Origin of the sequence: Lentimonas sp. CC4 (assembly GCF_902728235.1) — a bacterium.
Classification (GTDB): Bacteria; Verrucomicrobiota; Verrucomicrobiia; order Opitutales; family Coraliomargaritaceae; genus Lentimonas.
The window spans coordinates 3,035,972-3,053,001 of the sequence record NZ_CACVBO010000001.1 but is presented as its reverse complement, the minus strand read 5'-3'; the positions used below and the strand labels follow the sequence as shown (position 1 = coordinate 3,053,001).

At 49.7% G+C, this 17,030-nt stretch carries 10 protein-coding genes; all 10 read right to left on the bottom strand.

What is annotated here, in order from left to right; genetic code table 11:
- Positions 1-48 precede the first annotated feature (48 nt).
- The 10 genes from GZZ87_RS13090 to GZZ87_RS13045 all read right to left on the bottom strand — a co-directional run bounded on the left by GZZ87_RS13090 (position 49) and on the right by GZZ87_RS13045 (position 17,027).
- A complete protein-coding gene (locus tag GZZ87_RS13090) occupies positions 49-2,271 on the bottom strand; it encodes a right-handed parallel beta-helix repeat-containing protein (protein ID WP_162024914.1) in 2,223 nt (740 codons plus the stop codon).
- 39 nt (positions 2,272-2,310) lie between these two features.
- Positions 2,311-3,816, bottom strand: a complete 1,506-nt coding sequence (locus GZZ87_RS13085; RefSeq protein WP_162024915.1) for an arylsulfatase — start codon at positions 3,814-3,816, stop codon at positions 2,311-2,313.
- 32 nt (positions 3,817-3,848) lie between these two features.
- The gene (locus GZZ87_RS13080; RefSeq protein WP_162024916.1) at positions 3,849-4,904 is read right to left on the bottom strand and encodes a glycoside hydrolase family protein; all 1,056 of its coding nucleotides are present in this window, start codon (positions 4,902-4,904) and stop codon (positions 3,849-3,851) included.
- 31 nt (positions 4,905-4,935) lie between these two features.
- A complete protein-coding gene (locus GZZ87_RS13075; protein ID WP_244648100.1) occupies positions 4,936-6,339 on the bottom strand; it encodes a sulfatase-like hydrolase/transferase in 1,404 nt (467 codons plus the stop codon).
- Positions 6,340-6,413: 74 nt separating this feature from the next.
- Positions 6,414-8,144 carry an arylsulfatase gene (locus GZZ87_RS13070; protein WP_162024918.1) on the bottom strand — a complete coding sequence of 577 codons (1,731 nt, stop codon included), beginning with the start codon at positions 8,142-8,144 and terminating at the stop codon, positions 6,414-6,416.
- Between the two features lie 34 nt (positions 8,145-8,178).
- Entirely contained in the window at positions 8,179-9,624 is a 1,446-nt protein-coding gene (locus GZZ87_RS13065) for an alpha-L-fucosidase (RefSeq protein WP_162024919.1), read from the bottom strand.
- 12 nt (positions 9,625-9,636) lie between these two features.
- Positions 9,637-12,153, bottom strand: a complete 2,517-nt coding sequence (locus GZZ87_RS13060) for a right-handed parallel beta-helix repeat-containing protein (RefSeq protein ID WP_162024920.1) — start codon at positions 12,151-12,153, stop codon at positions 9,637-9,639.
- 22 nt (positions 12,154-12,175) lie between these two features.
- A complete protein-coding gene (locus tag GZZ87_RS13055; RefSeq protein WP_162024921.1) occupies positions 12,176-13,603 on the bottom strand; it encodes a sulfatase-like hydrolase/transferase in 1,428 nt (475 codons plus the stop codon).
- Positions 13,604-13,692: 89 nt separating this feature from the next.
- The gene (locus GZZ87_RS13050) at positions 13,693-15,501 is read right to left on the bottom strand and encodes an arylsulfatase (RefSeq protein ID WP_162024922.1); all 1,809 of its coding nucleotides are present in this window, start codon (positions 15,499-15,501) and stop codon (positions 13,693-13,695) included.
- A 5-nt stretch (positions 15,502-15,506) separates the two neighbouring features.
- On the bottom strand, positions 15,507-17,027 hold the full coding sequence (locus GZZ87_RS13045) for an arylsulfatase (protein WP_162051197.1): 1,521 nt from the start codon (positions 17,025-17,027) through the stop codon (positions 15,507-15,509).
- Between the last annotated feature and the right edge of the window lie 3 nt (positions 17,028-17,030).

Below are 17,030 nucleotides of genomic sequence, written 5' to 3'. Positions count from 1 at the left end.
TCTGTTTCGCATAGTCTTAATATTTTAAAATTTAACTCAGAAACTGGACTATAAATCCAACTCAGAGGGGCGCTTCCCCTTTTTTCCTTTAACTTCGTGTTCGCCATTCAGCGAGTGCATCGGCATACCCGAAGCAAAGCGCTTGATAAATGGATCGTTAAACGTTCCCATCTTCTCGACAATCGCGAGTGGCAGCGGTTCGATTCCAAGCTTCAAAGCGGGTGAGTCTGGCTGAAAACCAAAGTCCCCATGAATTGGGTCGATAAAGAGCGGATCTGCAACGACACTATTGCGATCCACTAGCTTGGTTCGACTGGCAGCCATCTGGGCATCAAGCAGCTCTTGAGCTTTACCTGGTTTGTAATGGTAATACAGGTTATAATCGAGCCCTTCTTTTACCTTAGGAAGACCGTAATGGAACCCATTGGACACGTCTCGACTCGTAAAGTAGAAGACATTTCTGGAGAGAGTTGCGTCTGGATCGACCGTGTTGCCAGCACCGCCCGTCAATAGCTGGCTATTCACAAATACATTTCCCGTAGCAGTGTTTAAACCTTTAATTGCAATCCCCTGACTCACCATCGTGCCAAAGAGCAAATTCCCGTAGACAGTCGCTCCATGGCTATCGTCGTCGGTTCGGATCAAGGAACCCTTAGGATGGTTATAGTTCACATTATAACGCACGATGTTTCCATCTCCGTTACCGGATAAATAGATGCAGTTACCATCATGCAGCAGCTTCAAGCAATCATGCACTTCATTAAACTCGATGATATTACCCCGTGCATGCATGTAGGGCTCGTAAAGATTCCAATCATTAATATCTCCATCCAAGGTAATTTCATCCCAACGAATCGTGCTGGAATGTTCGCGGTTCTCCTTTTCAAATTGCCACTTGGTAAAAGGGTTCTTCACACCCATTTCCTGAAAAATAGGATCAAAGAAACGGCGGCGCACTCCGGAGATCACCATTCCCGTATAGGCAAGGTCGTGGATATGATTGTGAGCGATCAAATTGTGACCACTTTGCCAAACGAAGATCCCCGGTGAGTGGAGAAACAGCTGCCCCACTTTCACTATCTCATTATTTCGAATGACGTTGTTCTGATTAACGTCTTTCTTACCGGGACCATAACCAGAAAGCAAAATACCCGTGCCACCAAGGTTTGTGAAATACGACCCCTCCACTGTAATATCCTGGCAATAAAGATCCAAGCGGACGCCATCGCTGCCACTATCTTTGAAGATACAATCGTGCACAGCAGAGCGTGCGGCACCACGGAAACGTATCAACCCGTTGGCCTTGTCCCACATGTTCCAGTCATGTTGTATTCCCTTGTCCTGAGGCAACCACTGTTGACGGTCGGCATAGGAAAAGGTCAGCCCTTCAAAAACAATGCCCTCGACAGGCTGATCCTTTAGTCCGGCCAAAGATGGATCATTGACTCCCTCGACCCGGATCAATTCATTTAGCCTAGGGGCTGTAATCTGATTACTCGGGTTACCTGACTTCGGCCAATAGTAGAGAATACCTTTCTGTGAATCTACGGCCCACTCACCAGGCTCATCCAAGTAATCGACACTATTTTCCAGCACAAATCCGCCGAATAGACTATACGTCGCGGGAACACTCAGCACCGCCTCTTTCTTGGCAGAATCGACCGACGCTATCCCTAAGAAATTTCTCAACCAGCCTCGCGTGGGGGCTCCATAGATTTCTAAGTCGGCAAGGTTCTCCTTATTCTCTAAAACATCACCGTTATAGGTAAAGCGAATGCGATGCTCTAGCTCACCGGCATATTGTTTACGGTGTCCGTCCGAATTCGCACCAAAGCCGGGCGATTGAGAACGCTGTAATAACTCACTGCCATCATATAGACAGTGAAAGAAAGCGTCTCCCTTTGCCCATGGCACACTGGCCGTCCAAATGTTGCCATCCTGTAGTTCCGACGCCTCCCAGTTATCAATGACCCGACCACCGCTGATTACTGGGCTGGCTCCCTCGGCAGCCTTATAGCGAGTCACTGCTCCTTTGGGCGCGGAATCCCTCGAATCAAAAATCAAGGTCTCGTCGAGCGCATAAACACCCGATTCGATGATAACATCAATATCCCCCCGCTCTCCTTCAGATCGAAGCTCACGCACCGCATCGCGCGCAGCCTCCAAACTAAAAATCGCTCCCTTCGGCGAAACAGTAATCTCCGCAGCCTGCAGAGCTGATGCGCTTGTTGACAGCAATGCCAGCGACAGAAGTGTTAAGTGTGTTTTCATAATTATTCCTATATTGTTAACTGTATTCATTTTTTCACTTCACTTAGCATCCGTGTAACTTGGCGGCGACCACTCAGGGATCCCCCTTTCCTCCAACTGCCTATTATATCGCTTCGGAAAAGGGAAATCCGACCTCTCGACCTTGGGTAAGCCTTCGTTAATCATGAACGGCAACATACTGTCCCACCAGAGATCAAATTCCTTCCCGAGTTGCTGAACCACTTCAGGATAGTCCGCTGCAACATTCGTGCTTTCCCCTGGATCGGATTGAATATCGTAGAGTTCTTTGTTGTGAACCAAGCGCCAGCGTTCGGTGCGAACAGCGCTGTGGTAATACTTGCTCTGCTCACGTTCGCCAGGTTTCCAGCGCGCCTTGTGGAGGAAACGAGTTCTCTTAGGGAAATCTGCTGTTGGGGACTTCAATAAAGGTAGTAGCGAAAGCCCATCTAGGGTCTGTATATCCTCGGGAAGTTCAACCCCTGCCAACTCACAAAAGGTAGGGTATAAATCGAAATGAGAAACTAAGGGATCGATATCCACTCCCTCAGAAAGCACCCCCTTCCAATAGAAAAACAACGGCACGTGCGTGCCTCCTTCATAGCCCGATGATTTAGTCCCCTTCATACCTGCATTATAATAAGAAAACCGCTTACCATTCTTTTTTCCGCCTTTATTACTCATGCCATTGTCAGTCGTGAAAATCACGAGGGTGTTTTCAAGAATATCCCATTCCTCGAGCTGCGTCATGATGCGGCCAAAGTTGTCATCTAGATTTTCAATCATCCCGTAACGGCCAGCAGTTTTATCATCATAGCCAGCCTCAAGAAACCGCTTCTTGTATTTCTCTGGCGCAATAAAGGGTGCATGCGGCGCATTATATGCAACAAATGCGAAGAAGGGTTGCTGATCGGTATTTTTTTGATGAGCCCACGAGAGAGCTGCATCCGTAAAGAGATCCGTGCAGAAGCCTTTGGTCTGCACCACGGTATCATTGTGCAGTAGAACATTATCAAAATAGGGGTTTCGTGAATTCTGGGAAAAATCACCGTAGGCCCCCTGACTAATACCCCCCGCACCATGCATAAGCACTTCATCAAAGCCACGGCTCTGAGGTAAATACGGCAGATCATCACCGAGGTGCCATTTGCCAAAAAGTGCGGTCGCGTAGCCTGCTGATTTCAATGCCTGAGCGACGGTAAATGTGTCTAACGACATGAGCTCTCGTTGATAAATCGTATGCGTGACACCGACCTTGAAAGGAGCTTGCCCGCTGAGTATCGCCGCGCGCGTCGGTGCACAGGTCGGACTGACCTGATAATCCGTAAAGCGTGTCGACTGTTCGTAAAACTTGTCGATATGTGGCGTCTTCACTATCGGATTCCCCATACAGGAAAGATCCCCCATTCCCTGATCATCGGTCATCACCAAAATAATATTGGGTCGACTGCCCGACAAATCCGGCGCCGCCGATACTTCGATCACTGTTGCTGACAAAAAGGGCGCACCCAGTAAAGAGATCGACAATGCAAATATTGCTTTTTTCATAAGTATATGTAGCTGCTCTGTTGAAGGGTGATTCACTCGAAGGTTTCGCCATCCCAGCCATTGATCTTCAAGATGTAGCCAGCGGTAGAATCATCATCGTGGCAGGCGAGGAAAAGGTAGTCCGGCTTACCGTCTTTCCACAAGATGCTCGGGCGCTCACTACGCGCTAGTTCATGGCCATAGTAAATCTCATTTGTCTGATAGCCAACTTTCGGGATACCCCAATCGATTCCATCCTTGGATTGGTAGATCAGGCCGGGACGGAAGCCGCCGGGCCTTGCTTTACCTGGATGAGTGCCCTCCAGCATGCCTTTCACATCCTGTCGATCCTCCACGATCATGTAATACATGTCATTGAGGTAGAACGCGTAGGGATCCTCGATGTCGATTTTCTTGTCCTCGTAGCTCAGGACGGGATTCTCTTCGTAGACCTCATAAGGGCCTTCGATCTTGTCGCTGGTCGCCAAAGAGATCTCCCTCAAACCACGCTTGCCCAGCGTCTTGTGGTAAATGCGAAATTGTCCGTCCGGCGCGACGACGAGAGTCGGATTGGAAGCGTGTTGTCCGTTTTGTTCGGTTGCGGCAAGCACAGGATTATGCGGACTCTCCGTCCACGGCCCCATCAGTGATTTGGCAGTGGCAATTCCCACCTCCTGCCTGGATCCATTGGCATCGTTGTGACGATTGAGCAAGAACACCAGAACGTAAGTGTCACCCACTTTTGAAATCTGTGGATTATGGTAGCTCGCTTCTTTACTAACAAATACATCACCAAGCAATTCATAAGGCCCCTCGGGTTTATCCGCCACCCAATGGACGACCTTACTATTGTTTTTCCAATTTCCGCCCTTCAGCGGAATAATGGAATTAAAGACATGCACCTTACCCTCATCATCGTAAATCGGAGCCATGCCCCAAGTCCATGTGCCTTCTGGGGAAGGCAGAATAAAAGGCCCAGGAACCATCGATTTCACAAACTCCGACTCTTCGACGGAAATTGCAGCGGGCTCAGATTCTTCGATCGCGATTGCAGGTTGAGAAAAGGTGCCTAGCGTCGCAGCGGCACAGAACAAGTGTTTTAGTTTCATAGATTTAAAATTTGAATGTGATGTGGATGAATTAGTTTTCTTGAGCTTTTTCGGGTCTTTTTTCCGAAAAAAGCTCTGGATCTGGCTTGGTCGGCAAGTCGGCATTCCACGCTTTGACCTTTTTGAGGAGCTCTGCTGCCACCTCTGGGTTCTGTTGTGAGACGTCATCCTGTTCCAGTGGATCGACGCTGATATCGTAGAGTTGAATCTTCTTGAAATTGACATCAGTCAAAAGCTTCCACTTCCGATCCAAAATCGCAAAATCCGCGTCACTCCCACGAGCTTCCTGCTTCTTCCAGAAAAGCGGTTTTTTACGCACCAACGCGGGCGTTCCCTTCAAGACAGCTACCTGACTGACACCGTCAGGCTCAAACGAATCCGGCAAGGCAGCCCCTGCGATTTCGCAAAAGGTTGGCAACAAATCGACCGCAGAAATCCAAGAAGTTTTATCAACCGCAGCCACAGGTGTATGCCCCGGCCAACGCACTAAGAAAGGAATGCCGATACCTCCCTGGTAAATCGTCCCCTTACGCCCTTTACGTCCTCCGGTGGTGCCGACACTAGCTCCATGCCCGAACCCTTCGCCCGTAGCCGAGTCAGTCTTCACAGTCAACTTACCGGCCTTACTACCGCTGCCTGCGGGGCCGTTGTCCGAGCTGAAAATCACCAGTGTATTCTGGGTCAGCCCCAAGCGGTCTAGTGTATCCAGCACTTCACCGATCCGATCATCTGCATGCGCAAGCACCGATGCATAGACATTATGCCCTGGTTCAAGGTCGGGGAATCGTTCCCGATACTCAGGCAACGTATGGAACGGCGTATGCGGCTCATGCACCCACAGATTAATGAAAAAGGGTTTCTGGGCTGCGACACTTTCCTCGATCAGAACGATTGCATTCTTAGCATCGTCATGCACCGGCATTTGTTCACCAGAGCAGTTGAACGCTCCCACCATGTCATAACCATACACTTCAGGCCGCGGGGAGTCAGGGATCATGTTGTTCGACAAATGCCATTTACCGAAATGCCCCGTCATATACCCAGCCTCTTGCAGGATCCGAGGGAGCATAGGTAGTTCAGGGTCCACCCAGTCCGGCATGCCGCGTTTGGCATTTTTACCTGGCGTAGCAAAATGACCTGTCACGCTTAGCTGTGCTGGAAACAAGCCAGTCATTACGGCGGTGCGACTGGGGGAGCAGACGCCACTCGCTACGGTGAAGTTGTAAAAGTCAGTCCCTTCCTTCGCTAGGCGGTCGATATTCGGGGTTTTGACATACGGGTGTCCATGACAACTCAAATCAGCCCAACCCCAATCGTCCGCAAAGATGAACAGGATATTCGGCTGGGAAACAGCAGATTGCTCTGCCTGAACAGGAAGAACAGGAAGAACAGGAACGCTGATTACGAACGCGAGGACGGGTAACAGTTTCTTTATTATCATTTTATTTAGAGATTTAACGATGCGGTTTCGGGGCAAAATAATTGCTTCAAGGTTTGAAAAACGACTCATTAAAGTGCTTCGACTTCGGTGTAGTAAGCTCCTCCGAAGCGACCATTCTGATCATAGAGATAGGTAACCAATTCAGTTTCACCAGCTGGCAGATTTAGAGTGAAGCTTACAAATTCTGCACCGGCAGGCACATCCGCCTCTTGACTTAAGCCAGCGATTTCAATCTTGGCCCGGACTGCGTTCAGAGGCGATGGGGCTTCCTGCGGCCTCTGACGAAGTGTGAAACGATAGGTCCCAGCTTTGCGCACATGGAGCATCCAAGGCCCCGTGACCTGAGGGCGCCTAGAAATAGCCCCCTGCGCCCAAGGAGGATTCGTGCCTTCCATCACCCAATCTTGTGAGTTTAAATGAGTAGGATTCTCGTCGGGGTTACCAATATCAATACGGACGAGTTTCATCCGCGGAGATACCGACTCCCACCATGGCATGTATTGAGAACGCATCTGCGCTACAACTTCTGGATATTCTGTCGCTAGATCTTTTCTCTGTGCTGAGTCTTGCTTAATATCAAAGAGTTTCTTGCCGTCCAACAACCTCCACCGTTCCGACAAAACTGCAGAATTAGTCCAAGCTTCGATGGGATCATCAAACATAGCACCTCCATGAAACTGAACCACAAATAAATCGCGCGGCGAACTTGCCTCTGGCGCTTTCAAGATTGGGGTCAACGAGACTCCATCTGGCTCATATGCATCTGGTAGATTCAACCCACACAGCTCTGCTAAAGTAGGAAAGATATCTAAATGAGCAGCTAAACCAGGCACGTCCTGAGGTTTCGCGATATCACCTTTTGGCCAATGAAAGAAGAAAGGAATACGGTGGCCACCATCTGTAATACGCGATTTACCTCCGGACATACCTGCATTGTAAACAGGCACTCCCTTAGCAGAACCGTTGTCACTCATGAAAATGAGGATCGTATTCTCAGCCAAGCCTAGCTCCTGTAAATACTGCCTGAATAATCCGAGGTTGTAATCCAAATTAGCGATCATTCCGAAGAATTCTGGCACGGATTTATGCTTAAGATCTATGTAAGGCGCCTTCCACTCATCACCCACAAAATAGGGGCCATGCGGTGCATTCGTCGATAGGTAGAGGAAAAAAGGCTTATCCTGATGGCGCTTAACAAAATCAGCTGCCTCCGTAAACCAAATGTCCGTGCAGTAACCTTCAAATTTCTCGTAAGTCCCCTGCTTGCTCCCTGCTTTGACTCGTTCATAGGTATCATCGAAGTAGCGATTCCCCCAGAAATCAGGGCCCTGACCAACCCCACCCGCTTTATGCCAGAGCACCTCTTGAAATCCACGATCCTGCGGGCGGTGCGGCGCATTATCACCGAGGTGCCACTTCCCTACCAAACCAGTCACATAGCCATTCGCCGCAAACACCTCTGGCATGGTGATCTCATCCGTGTGCATGAGTGTGCGACCACTGCTAGTGCGGAAGGCTCCATTGCGACCGGGGTAGCGGCCCGTCATGATGGCCGAACGCGTCGGGGTGCAAAACGGATGACTATGGAAATCCGTGAAGCGCAGTGACTCGTCATGTAGCTTATCTAGATTCGGTGTTTTAAGAACGGGATTCCCATGCACACCGATATCTCCATAGCCCTGATCGTCCGTTATGATTAAAATAACATTTGGACGATCAGCCGCATTGGCAGCGATCAAACAAAGAAATGACAGGCTCAGAGAAACCCTGAGTGTGTGAAAATTGAAATTTAGCTTCATTGACTTAAGTGATGCGGTTTTATGAACCAGCGAATTAATCCAGCGTCAGGCAGAGAACCGTGTTCAACTCATCCAGAGGCTTGGCAGGCAGCGTCACTTTAACAGTGCCGCCAGTCTGGGTGAATTGGACGGGGCTCTTCCCAGGATCGGCTAAGAAATAGGCGTTGGTCACCTTGTCTGCGTCAAAACCCTCTAGCTCGAATGGCTCAATTGGCCATTGGAAGAAGTGAAGATAAAGCTTTCCTTCGCGACCTGTCGCCAACCAAGCATAGTCCTTCTGTTTATGCCCCTTCTTCCCTTTACCCGCACCCGTCGCAAGTGCATCCTTCTCAAGAGTCGCTTGTTCCTTGGCAGATAACTTGATGTAGTCACCTGAACCTTCAAAAATGGTTTCCTCAGCACCATAAACTGATTCACTATTCACCTTCAGCCACTCTCCAGCAGATTCTAAAATTGCAATAGCAGGCGCAGGTATTTCACCTTCAGCAGTCGGCCCTACATTCAGGAGAAAAGTGCCTCCTTTACTGACAACTTCAACAAGCTGCATGATTACCATTTGAGAGGTTTTCCAATTGTGGTCATTTGCTCTGTAACCCCAGGCGTCGTTCAAGGTCATGCATGTTTCCCAGTATTCCCAAGGACTATGAGGTGGAATTGTGCGGTCGCGGTAAGAGAGGAAATCCACTCCAACTTCTTTCAAAGTTTCATACTGTTCAGGCTTTAATCCTTCTACTTGATTACCATGGAACATAAGACGACTGTTGATAATGGTGTCGGGATCAGCCTCACGAATGACATCGACAAATTCCTTCGCCAACTCGGGACTGGTATTCTTACCTTTATTAGAAAATGGGGTATCGAACCAAATGTGCGTGGGCTCGTAATTGGTCATCAGCTCCTTCAGTTGTGGCAGAGCCTTGGTGTCAATATAGTTCCGGAAATCACCTTTCTGAGCGGGATCCCACTTGCGCCCTGCACCGCCCGGAAACTCCCAGTCCTGCGTTTGTGAGTAGTAAAATCCAAGTTTGATTCCAGCGTTGTCGCAGGCTTCTTTCAGCTCCTGCAGCACATCGCGCTTAAAGGGAGTATAATCAACGATGTTGTAATCCGTGACTTCGGAATCAAACATTGCAAAGCCATCGTGGTGCTTACTGGTGATCGTGATGTATTTCATCCCAGCGTTCTTCGCAACGGCCACCCATTCCTCCGCATCAAACTTCACCGGATTAAATTTCGAGGCCATCTCTTTGTATTCTACCACTGGGATTTTGCTACCTGACATCACCCATTCCCCCTTGGCCAATGTCGAATAAACGCCCCAGTGAATAAACATGCCATACTTGGCTTCATCGAGCCATGCTGCACGCCCTGTGCTTTTATCGGCTGATGGCGCAGGCACAACCTGCGCACTCACAACCGTGTGCAAGGCTATACCGAGCGTGATGATCAGCAGTTTCAATGATATATTTAGTCGTTTCATGGTGTGTTTTGATTACTGCTTACCTGTATTGAATTTGAACTGATGTAATTGCTGACCACGCCAGACGACGGCCTGATGCTCGCCTTTACTCAAACGGGACATGATTTTTGCGATCTTTTTGAGGACAACTTTTTTGCCATCAATCTCGAGGACGACATCGTCGCTCTCAAAACCGTATCGGCCCATCGGACTGGACGCTGGCACGTTGACCAACAGGACACCGCGCAGGGAATCCATTCCCGTGGCAGTCAGTTCAGCTTCCGTATCCAGCGCTTTGTATTCCGCCCCCAGAACCATCCGCTTGCGCGCCTGTGCAGCGATATTGGGCCCAACCTTACTGGGCAGGACAATAGGCGGTTCTTCAGCCATCGCCTGTAAGCGGTCAGAGACAACCCCGAATCCCTCCATCGGGAAATTCCTGAAACCAGTTGTGAGCGCCGGTGAAGCATCGGCTACTGTAAAGTCGCCGATGCTCGGATTCACAAACTGCGCATTGCCATAAAGGCTGTCCGCATCATCCCCGGTTTTCCCTTGCCCTGCGATCCAAGGTTCCGCGCCCTCGCTAGCAGAGTTATGCATGAAACTACGGTTTCTAGAACCGCCCCAAAGCGTCGGATTGGAAGCGGAATAACCGACGCCCCAGAGAATATTGGATTCAAAGATGTCGTGCGTCGGTTTCGGATACGGCACATTGCAGGTATAGCCCTTTCCAAGAATCACGTTGTTCTTGACGATCCGTTTATAACCTTCACGGGTCTTCAAACCACCGGACAAGCACAGGTTGTCATAGATCTCGTAATTGGTGGACCCATCGTCCAAATCGATATCCCAGCCATGATCGCATTGCATACGGTTGTTACGTAGGATTGTAGTCTGATAGGCATCCCAAAACGGCGCGTTCGGATCGGCTTCAATCCAGTAACTGATCAGTGGCTTACCGCTCTTGTCCTTATGCCTAGCCCCAGACGGACCGGCTTGGTGCCAGTAGCGGTCACGTCCCCAAGAGTTAAACGCGCCATGATCATGCGTCTCTAACACAGTCTCGAAACAATCGTTCCACTCGATCACATGGCCGCCCCATGTGCCATCGCAGATGTTAATCGCCGCGCGGGGTGTGTCAAAAATAGTATTATGACGCACAGTAATCCGCGAGGACATCGAAATATTCACACCCGCACTCTGTTTTTCGACCCGTCCACAGCGTGTCATAAGGTTGTCTTCTACGAGACAATCTGCTGGGTATTCATTTGTTTTGGGGCCAACTTCCCTATCCACCTCATCGAGTGAATGCGGCATCGTTAAATAACTGAATCGAGGCGAGCGCACCGCCGAGAACGAGCCGGTAAAGGCTACGTCACTTGCACCATTATTTTTAAACAAGTTTCCACGAATAACGCTGTAGCGATTGTAACCATCGACAAACACGGCGTTGCCGCCCAATTCTTCGAAGTCGCAGTTTTCGATCACAATGTGTTCTGTTCCGCGCAAGTGAACCGCGCCACCACGATAAATGGCCCAATCACTTTGCAGCAAAGGTTCCTTGGTATCCATAAAGGTGCGACGTGCACCCGCAAAACGGATCCCCTGCAACTGAATTTGCTGAACCGACTTGATCGTTTCACGCGTTTCCAAAATCAGATTCGGGATTTTATTTCCAGGATCAGGGATTTCCATGGTGGCGACTGGTTTTTTCAGATCTCCGTAGATCTCGACCAGGTGGCGCAAGCGCACGACCTCAAACACAGCCTTTTCCAGATCGAGCGAGGCATCTGGCATATAATATAGAGTGCTCGATTTTGCATCGTGAAACCACTCGCCTGGCGCATCCAACTCTTCAAAGACATTCTCCACCATGCGTTGGCTTTGATGCATCCCCATCTGGCGGTTATTCTGCCAGCCGCCTTCATAGGTAACCTCGCCCTGCGCATCCTTTCCGGTAATACGGTAGTGGTAGCCACCCCAACGTGCTTTGTGCATAGCGTGGATAGTGCCGCCGGACGGATCCGCCCACCCTGTCGCGCGCTCCTTGGAAAAGGCATCCGCGGCGAAGCCTTGATAGGCCTCCGTCTTTTTCGACGCATCATAATTCGGATAGCGTGCCATCCGCTGATTCGTGCCGTTGACAAACAGCTGATCAATGTCCAAACTGGCCGAGGTTGTTGCCTGAAAAATGCCGTTCTGATACGGTTGCCAGTCCAGCTCCAATTTTAAGCCTCCGCTCACCACCGCCTTGCCGCGGTTCTGTGCGCGGTAGATAACTGGATACTGCTCCGAGCCGGAATCCACCGGCGTGAAGCGCAAGGTCTCCGGCAAATAATACACCCCGTCTGCCAAAGTCACCGAGCAAGGTTCCTTCCCAAGTTTCTGCGAGGTGCGCAAGGCATCCCGAGCAGCGCCGAGCGTGGCCAAAGGGGCATCTTTTGCACCCGAATTGGCATCCGATCCCATCGGGCTCACATGAATTTCAAGGGCATGCGCCGCTAGAGGTAAGCACCCCACCAGACAAATTATTCTAAAAATCGTTTTCATTATATATTTCCTTTTGATTCACTTACTTTTCAGATTTATTCTTTCGACCTGAAGCACCTTTATTTCTGGAAACGACAGCCTTTCCACCAACCCAGCCGGACTCATGTCCTGCATGCATCACACGTAGCGCCTGCAGCTTTGCTCGGAGCTCCTCAACAACCAGTGCATATTCTGGATTTCCGATCAGGTCCACGGCCTCGTTGCCGTCTTTCTCCAGATTGTATAGCTCCGCGTCATACTCTGGATTATTGAAAAATTCGATTAACTTCCACTTCTCTGTGCGGATTGTGTCACACAGTAAATCTCCACGTGCTTTATAGAGATTTTCGCAGAAAACGGCATCACGTCCGTTGCTTTTGCCTTTAATCATTTGCATTAGCGATTCCCCCTGCATCGTTGAAGGTTTAGGCAGTTGAGCAAGATCGATAATGGTTGGAGCGATATCAATATTTGAGGCAAGCGCTTTTGACTTTATTGAACGCTGATTTTCAGGCAGACGCGGGTCGTAAACAATCAGTGGCACACGCAAGCTCTCTTCATACATAAAGTATTTCTCAGCCATCGCATGTTCACCCGTTAGGTAACCATTATCTCCCATAAAAATAATAACGGTATTATCCGAAATCCCATACTTCTCTAACGCGTCAACAATACGACCGACACAATGATCAACTCCGGTAATAAGACGATAGCGTTTGCGGATGGTTTCCGCACGTTTTTCCGGGGTTGAATAATACGTCACATAGCGTGGGCCGGTGAAGCTATTGACTAGGGGCTTCTCTATTTTTTTAAACTCTTCACCGCGCAAGGGAATATCGACGTCTTTGTATAGATCTTCAAATTGCGGTAATGATGGCAGGCCTTCCTTCCCATCAAAATGCGGAGCCTTAAAGCTGATGGATAATACAAAGTTTTTGTCTTTATCACGCTTGTCGAAAAATTCGAGGGCTTGGTCGCCAATGACAGTCGTCAAGTGTTGACCGTTGGATTGAGCATACGTCCCTTGCTTGAAAAAACCTTTCCAGTAATCAAAACTCGTTGCCAGAAATCTGGCTTCGATGCCGATTTTTCCGATAAAACCTGTTTGATAACCATGATCTCTTAGGATCGCCGGATAGGAATTTACCCATGCGTCCGGTTTTAAGGGCCGACCGGAACTAAAGTTCACTCCGTGGCGTCTCTCAGTTTGCCCCAAAAAGCAGGTGGCGCGACTGGCCATACAGATCGGGCTGCTGACTGTCGCCTGGCTGAACAGCGTGCCATTTTCGGCGAGTTTATCGAGGTTCGGCGTAATAATCACTTCATTACCAGCTGCTCCAAGATCATCCCAACGCTGATCATCGGTCAGCATAAAAATAATGTTGGGACGTTCCGCCGCATCAACTGACAGCCCTGCCATGAGTGCCACTGACAATAAGAGTGCCACACGGATTTTTTGAATAATTTGCATTTTACTTATCATTTTCACAGCATCGAGAACGATACGGATCAGTGCTGAAGTTCACTGAATCGCAGTTTCACCGCACGTTTCCTTTATTTCTATTGAAGGAATTCCACCTCGGTGAAGTAGGCACCGCCGGCTTTGCCTTTTTCGTCATACAGATAGGTGACTAGCTCCGTTGGCCCGGCGGGAAGATCCATTTCAATCACAACCCCTTTGCTATTAGCTGAAACGGGCACCTCTTTCTCCTTGCCTGCGATTTCAACTTTAGCACGAACGGCCACCACAGGTTTGTTCGCAGCCTCTGGCCACTGGCGCAGGGTAAAGCGATAACGTCCAGCCTGCTTCACATCAACCATCCAAGGCGCGGTCCTTCGCGGTAGCTTTTTGATCTGGCCAAAACTGTAGGGAGGATAGCCTCTCTTAACCACCCAGTCCTGTGAACAGAGTTCAGTTGGGTTGTGATCGAGATTGCCTAAATCCATTCGACTCGTTTCACCCAATATTATTGGAGACACTTTTTCCCAAAACGGCTGATAAAGCGCTTTCAATTGCTCCACCACTTCAGGATGATCCGCTGAAATATCGTTCTCTTGAGAAAAATCATTTTCTATGTCGTAGAGTTTAAAGTTGTGCTCACGTATCACGCGCCAGGAATTTACCAAGCGCCATGTTTCAGTCATCACCACAGTATCCGCAAGTGGCTCGTCTAGCGGTGTAGAAAAAATCCTGCCGCCATGATGCTGAATGACGAGATGATCACGCGGCCAAGAACTGGCCTCCCCTTTCAAAAGCGGAACCAGCGATAGGCCATCCACATCATACGCATCAGGAACGTCCATGCCGCACAACTCGGCCAGCGTCGGCAGAACATCCAAATGAGCCGCAAGCGTCTCAATATCCTTGCCACCCGTCAGGTCGCCCTCCGGCCAATAAATGAAAAACGGAACGCGCTGCCCGCCTTCATAGATAGAGGATTTCCTACCGCGCATCCCCGCGTTATAGCCGGCCAACGGAAGGGAATCCTCTCCTTTTCTAAACTTCCCTCCGCCAGAGGTGCCATTGTCCGTCATGAAAATTAAAATGGTATTTTCCGCTACGCCCAGTTCCTCGAGGCGCTTTCGAAATAGGCCCATATTCCAGTCGATGTTGGCGATCATTCCGTAGAATGCGGAATTGGTAACTTGCTTGTTTCCCTTGTATGGCTCCTCCCATTCCGGTGCCACGCGATAGGGCCCGTGCGGCGCATTGAGCGCCAGATATAGGAAGAACGGCTTCTCTTTGTTCTGCTCAACAAACCTGAGCGCTTCACCAAAGAATACATCCGTGCAATAGCCTTCAAACTTCTCAAATTCACCGATACGGCTACCAGGCGTTACCCGCTCAAAGGTGTCATCGAAATAATCATTCCCCCAATAGTCGGACGCCTGTCCGATCCCGCCACAGCGGTGCCAGACTACATCTTGAAATCCTTTATCCTGTGGACGCTGCGGCGCGTTATCTCCAAGATGCCATTTGCCGAACATTCCTGTGGCATAGCCATTGTCAGCGAAAAGATTCGCGACCGTCTTCTTCTCAGGACGAAGAATAGAGAGGCCACCCGTCGTGCGGTAAGCACCCGTGCGCCCCGCATGCTGCCCTGTCATCAACGACGCTCGCGTCGGTGTGCAGAACGCACTCACATGAAAATCGGTGAACCGCACCGATTCTGCATGTAGCTTATCAAGCTCCGGTGTCTTCAAGATCGGATTACCATGGCACCCGAGATCGCCATAGCCCTGATCATCGGTCATCACCAAAATCACATTTGGGCGGGAGCTCGCCTGCACTGAAGAACAAATGCCTGCAATGCAAAGCCCGAAAGCAACCCCCAACAGGAGCCGATAATTTCTATTATTTTTGATCATACGATTTACTTCTTATTTTTTTGGGGAACTGCGAGGCCCAGTTCTTTTGCGCGAGCTTTATCTACAATGGATTGATGGCTACGTTTCATGGGGTTCATTCGCTTCAGCAACGCCGCATCGGGTTCACCACCGAATTGCTCCCAATACGCCACCTTCAGCGGATTCATTTCAGGCCCGATTACATCCTCGTTTACAAAATCGCCTTTCACAGTGTCCCACCATGCGTCGTAGGTTTCGCGGAATTGAGCCACCACTTCTGGATATTGGTCGGCGACGTTATGCTTCTGCCCTGGATCCGCTTTTAGGTCATACAGCTCGTTGTGCTTCACGAGCGCGAAGCGCTCATTTTGGATATTGCACTCACGGTGCTTAAATTCATCCGCCATTCCAGTGGCCCAGCTTCCCACATGGCTAATCCATGTGCGACCAGCCCACTCGGCCGTCCTATCCTTAAGCAGCGGCATCAGGTTTCGGCCTTCGAGCTGGTTCTGGAGTGCTTCGGTTTCCGGAGCGCCCGTGATCGCCATAAAGGTTTTGAACAAATCCACATGGGCCGTTAAGCGATCACTCTCCACGCCCTCCTGCACCCCGCCATTCGGCCAGCGGATGAACGCGGGCACCCGGTGTCCGCCCTGATACGGCGACATCTTTTTACCCGTCATGCCTGCATTAAAAATATTCACGCCTGCCGTGCCACCGTTGTCACTGCCGAGGTAGATCACCATTGTATTATCAGCGATCTTCATTTCATCCAGCATCTTCAGCAACTGACCGAAGTTGGTATCGATATTTTCGATCATGCCATAAAATTTAGCGACTTTCTTTGTCTTCGGATTTTTAAGATAGTGCTGATAATATTCCTCGGGAAGAACATGCGGGCCATGTGGGGCGTTCGGCGCGATAAAAGCAAAGAATGGCTTATCTTCTGCCACGCTTTGTTGGATCCATTTTTCTGCCTGACCGAAGAACAGATCTGTGCAGTAGCCCTGCGTCTTCACCCATTTACCATTATGCCACAACGCTGGGTTAATATTTGTGTTTCCGGGTGCATCCCCGCAGGAACCAGAAAACGTCTGCCCGATGCCCCCCGCACCGTGAATGTAGGTTTCGTCAAACCCACGGTTTTCGGGGCGATAGGCCTCATCATCACCGAGATGCCACTTACCGAAAATGCCAGTCGTATATCCAGCGGTCTTAAGCATATCCGCCATCGTGACCATCTTTAGATTCATTCGCTCACGTTCAAGTATCGTATGCGTCACACCGCTACGAAACTCGTGCGCACCACTCATCAGCGCCGCACGCGAAGGCCCGCATTTCGGGCTCACATGAAACTGGGTAAAGAGCGTGCTTTGATCTTTAAACAAATCGATCGTCGGAGTTTTAATGTAAGGATTACCCAAACACGCATAGTCGCCATACCCCGCGTCATCCGGCATCACCAAGATGATATTGGGCTGGTCAGCAGCTTGTAAACTTGCCACTAGGCTAAGGCTTAAAAAGAGTGTTCTAACTAAATGTTTCATCAG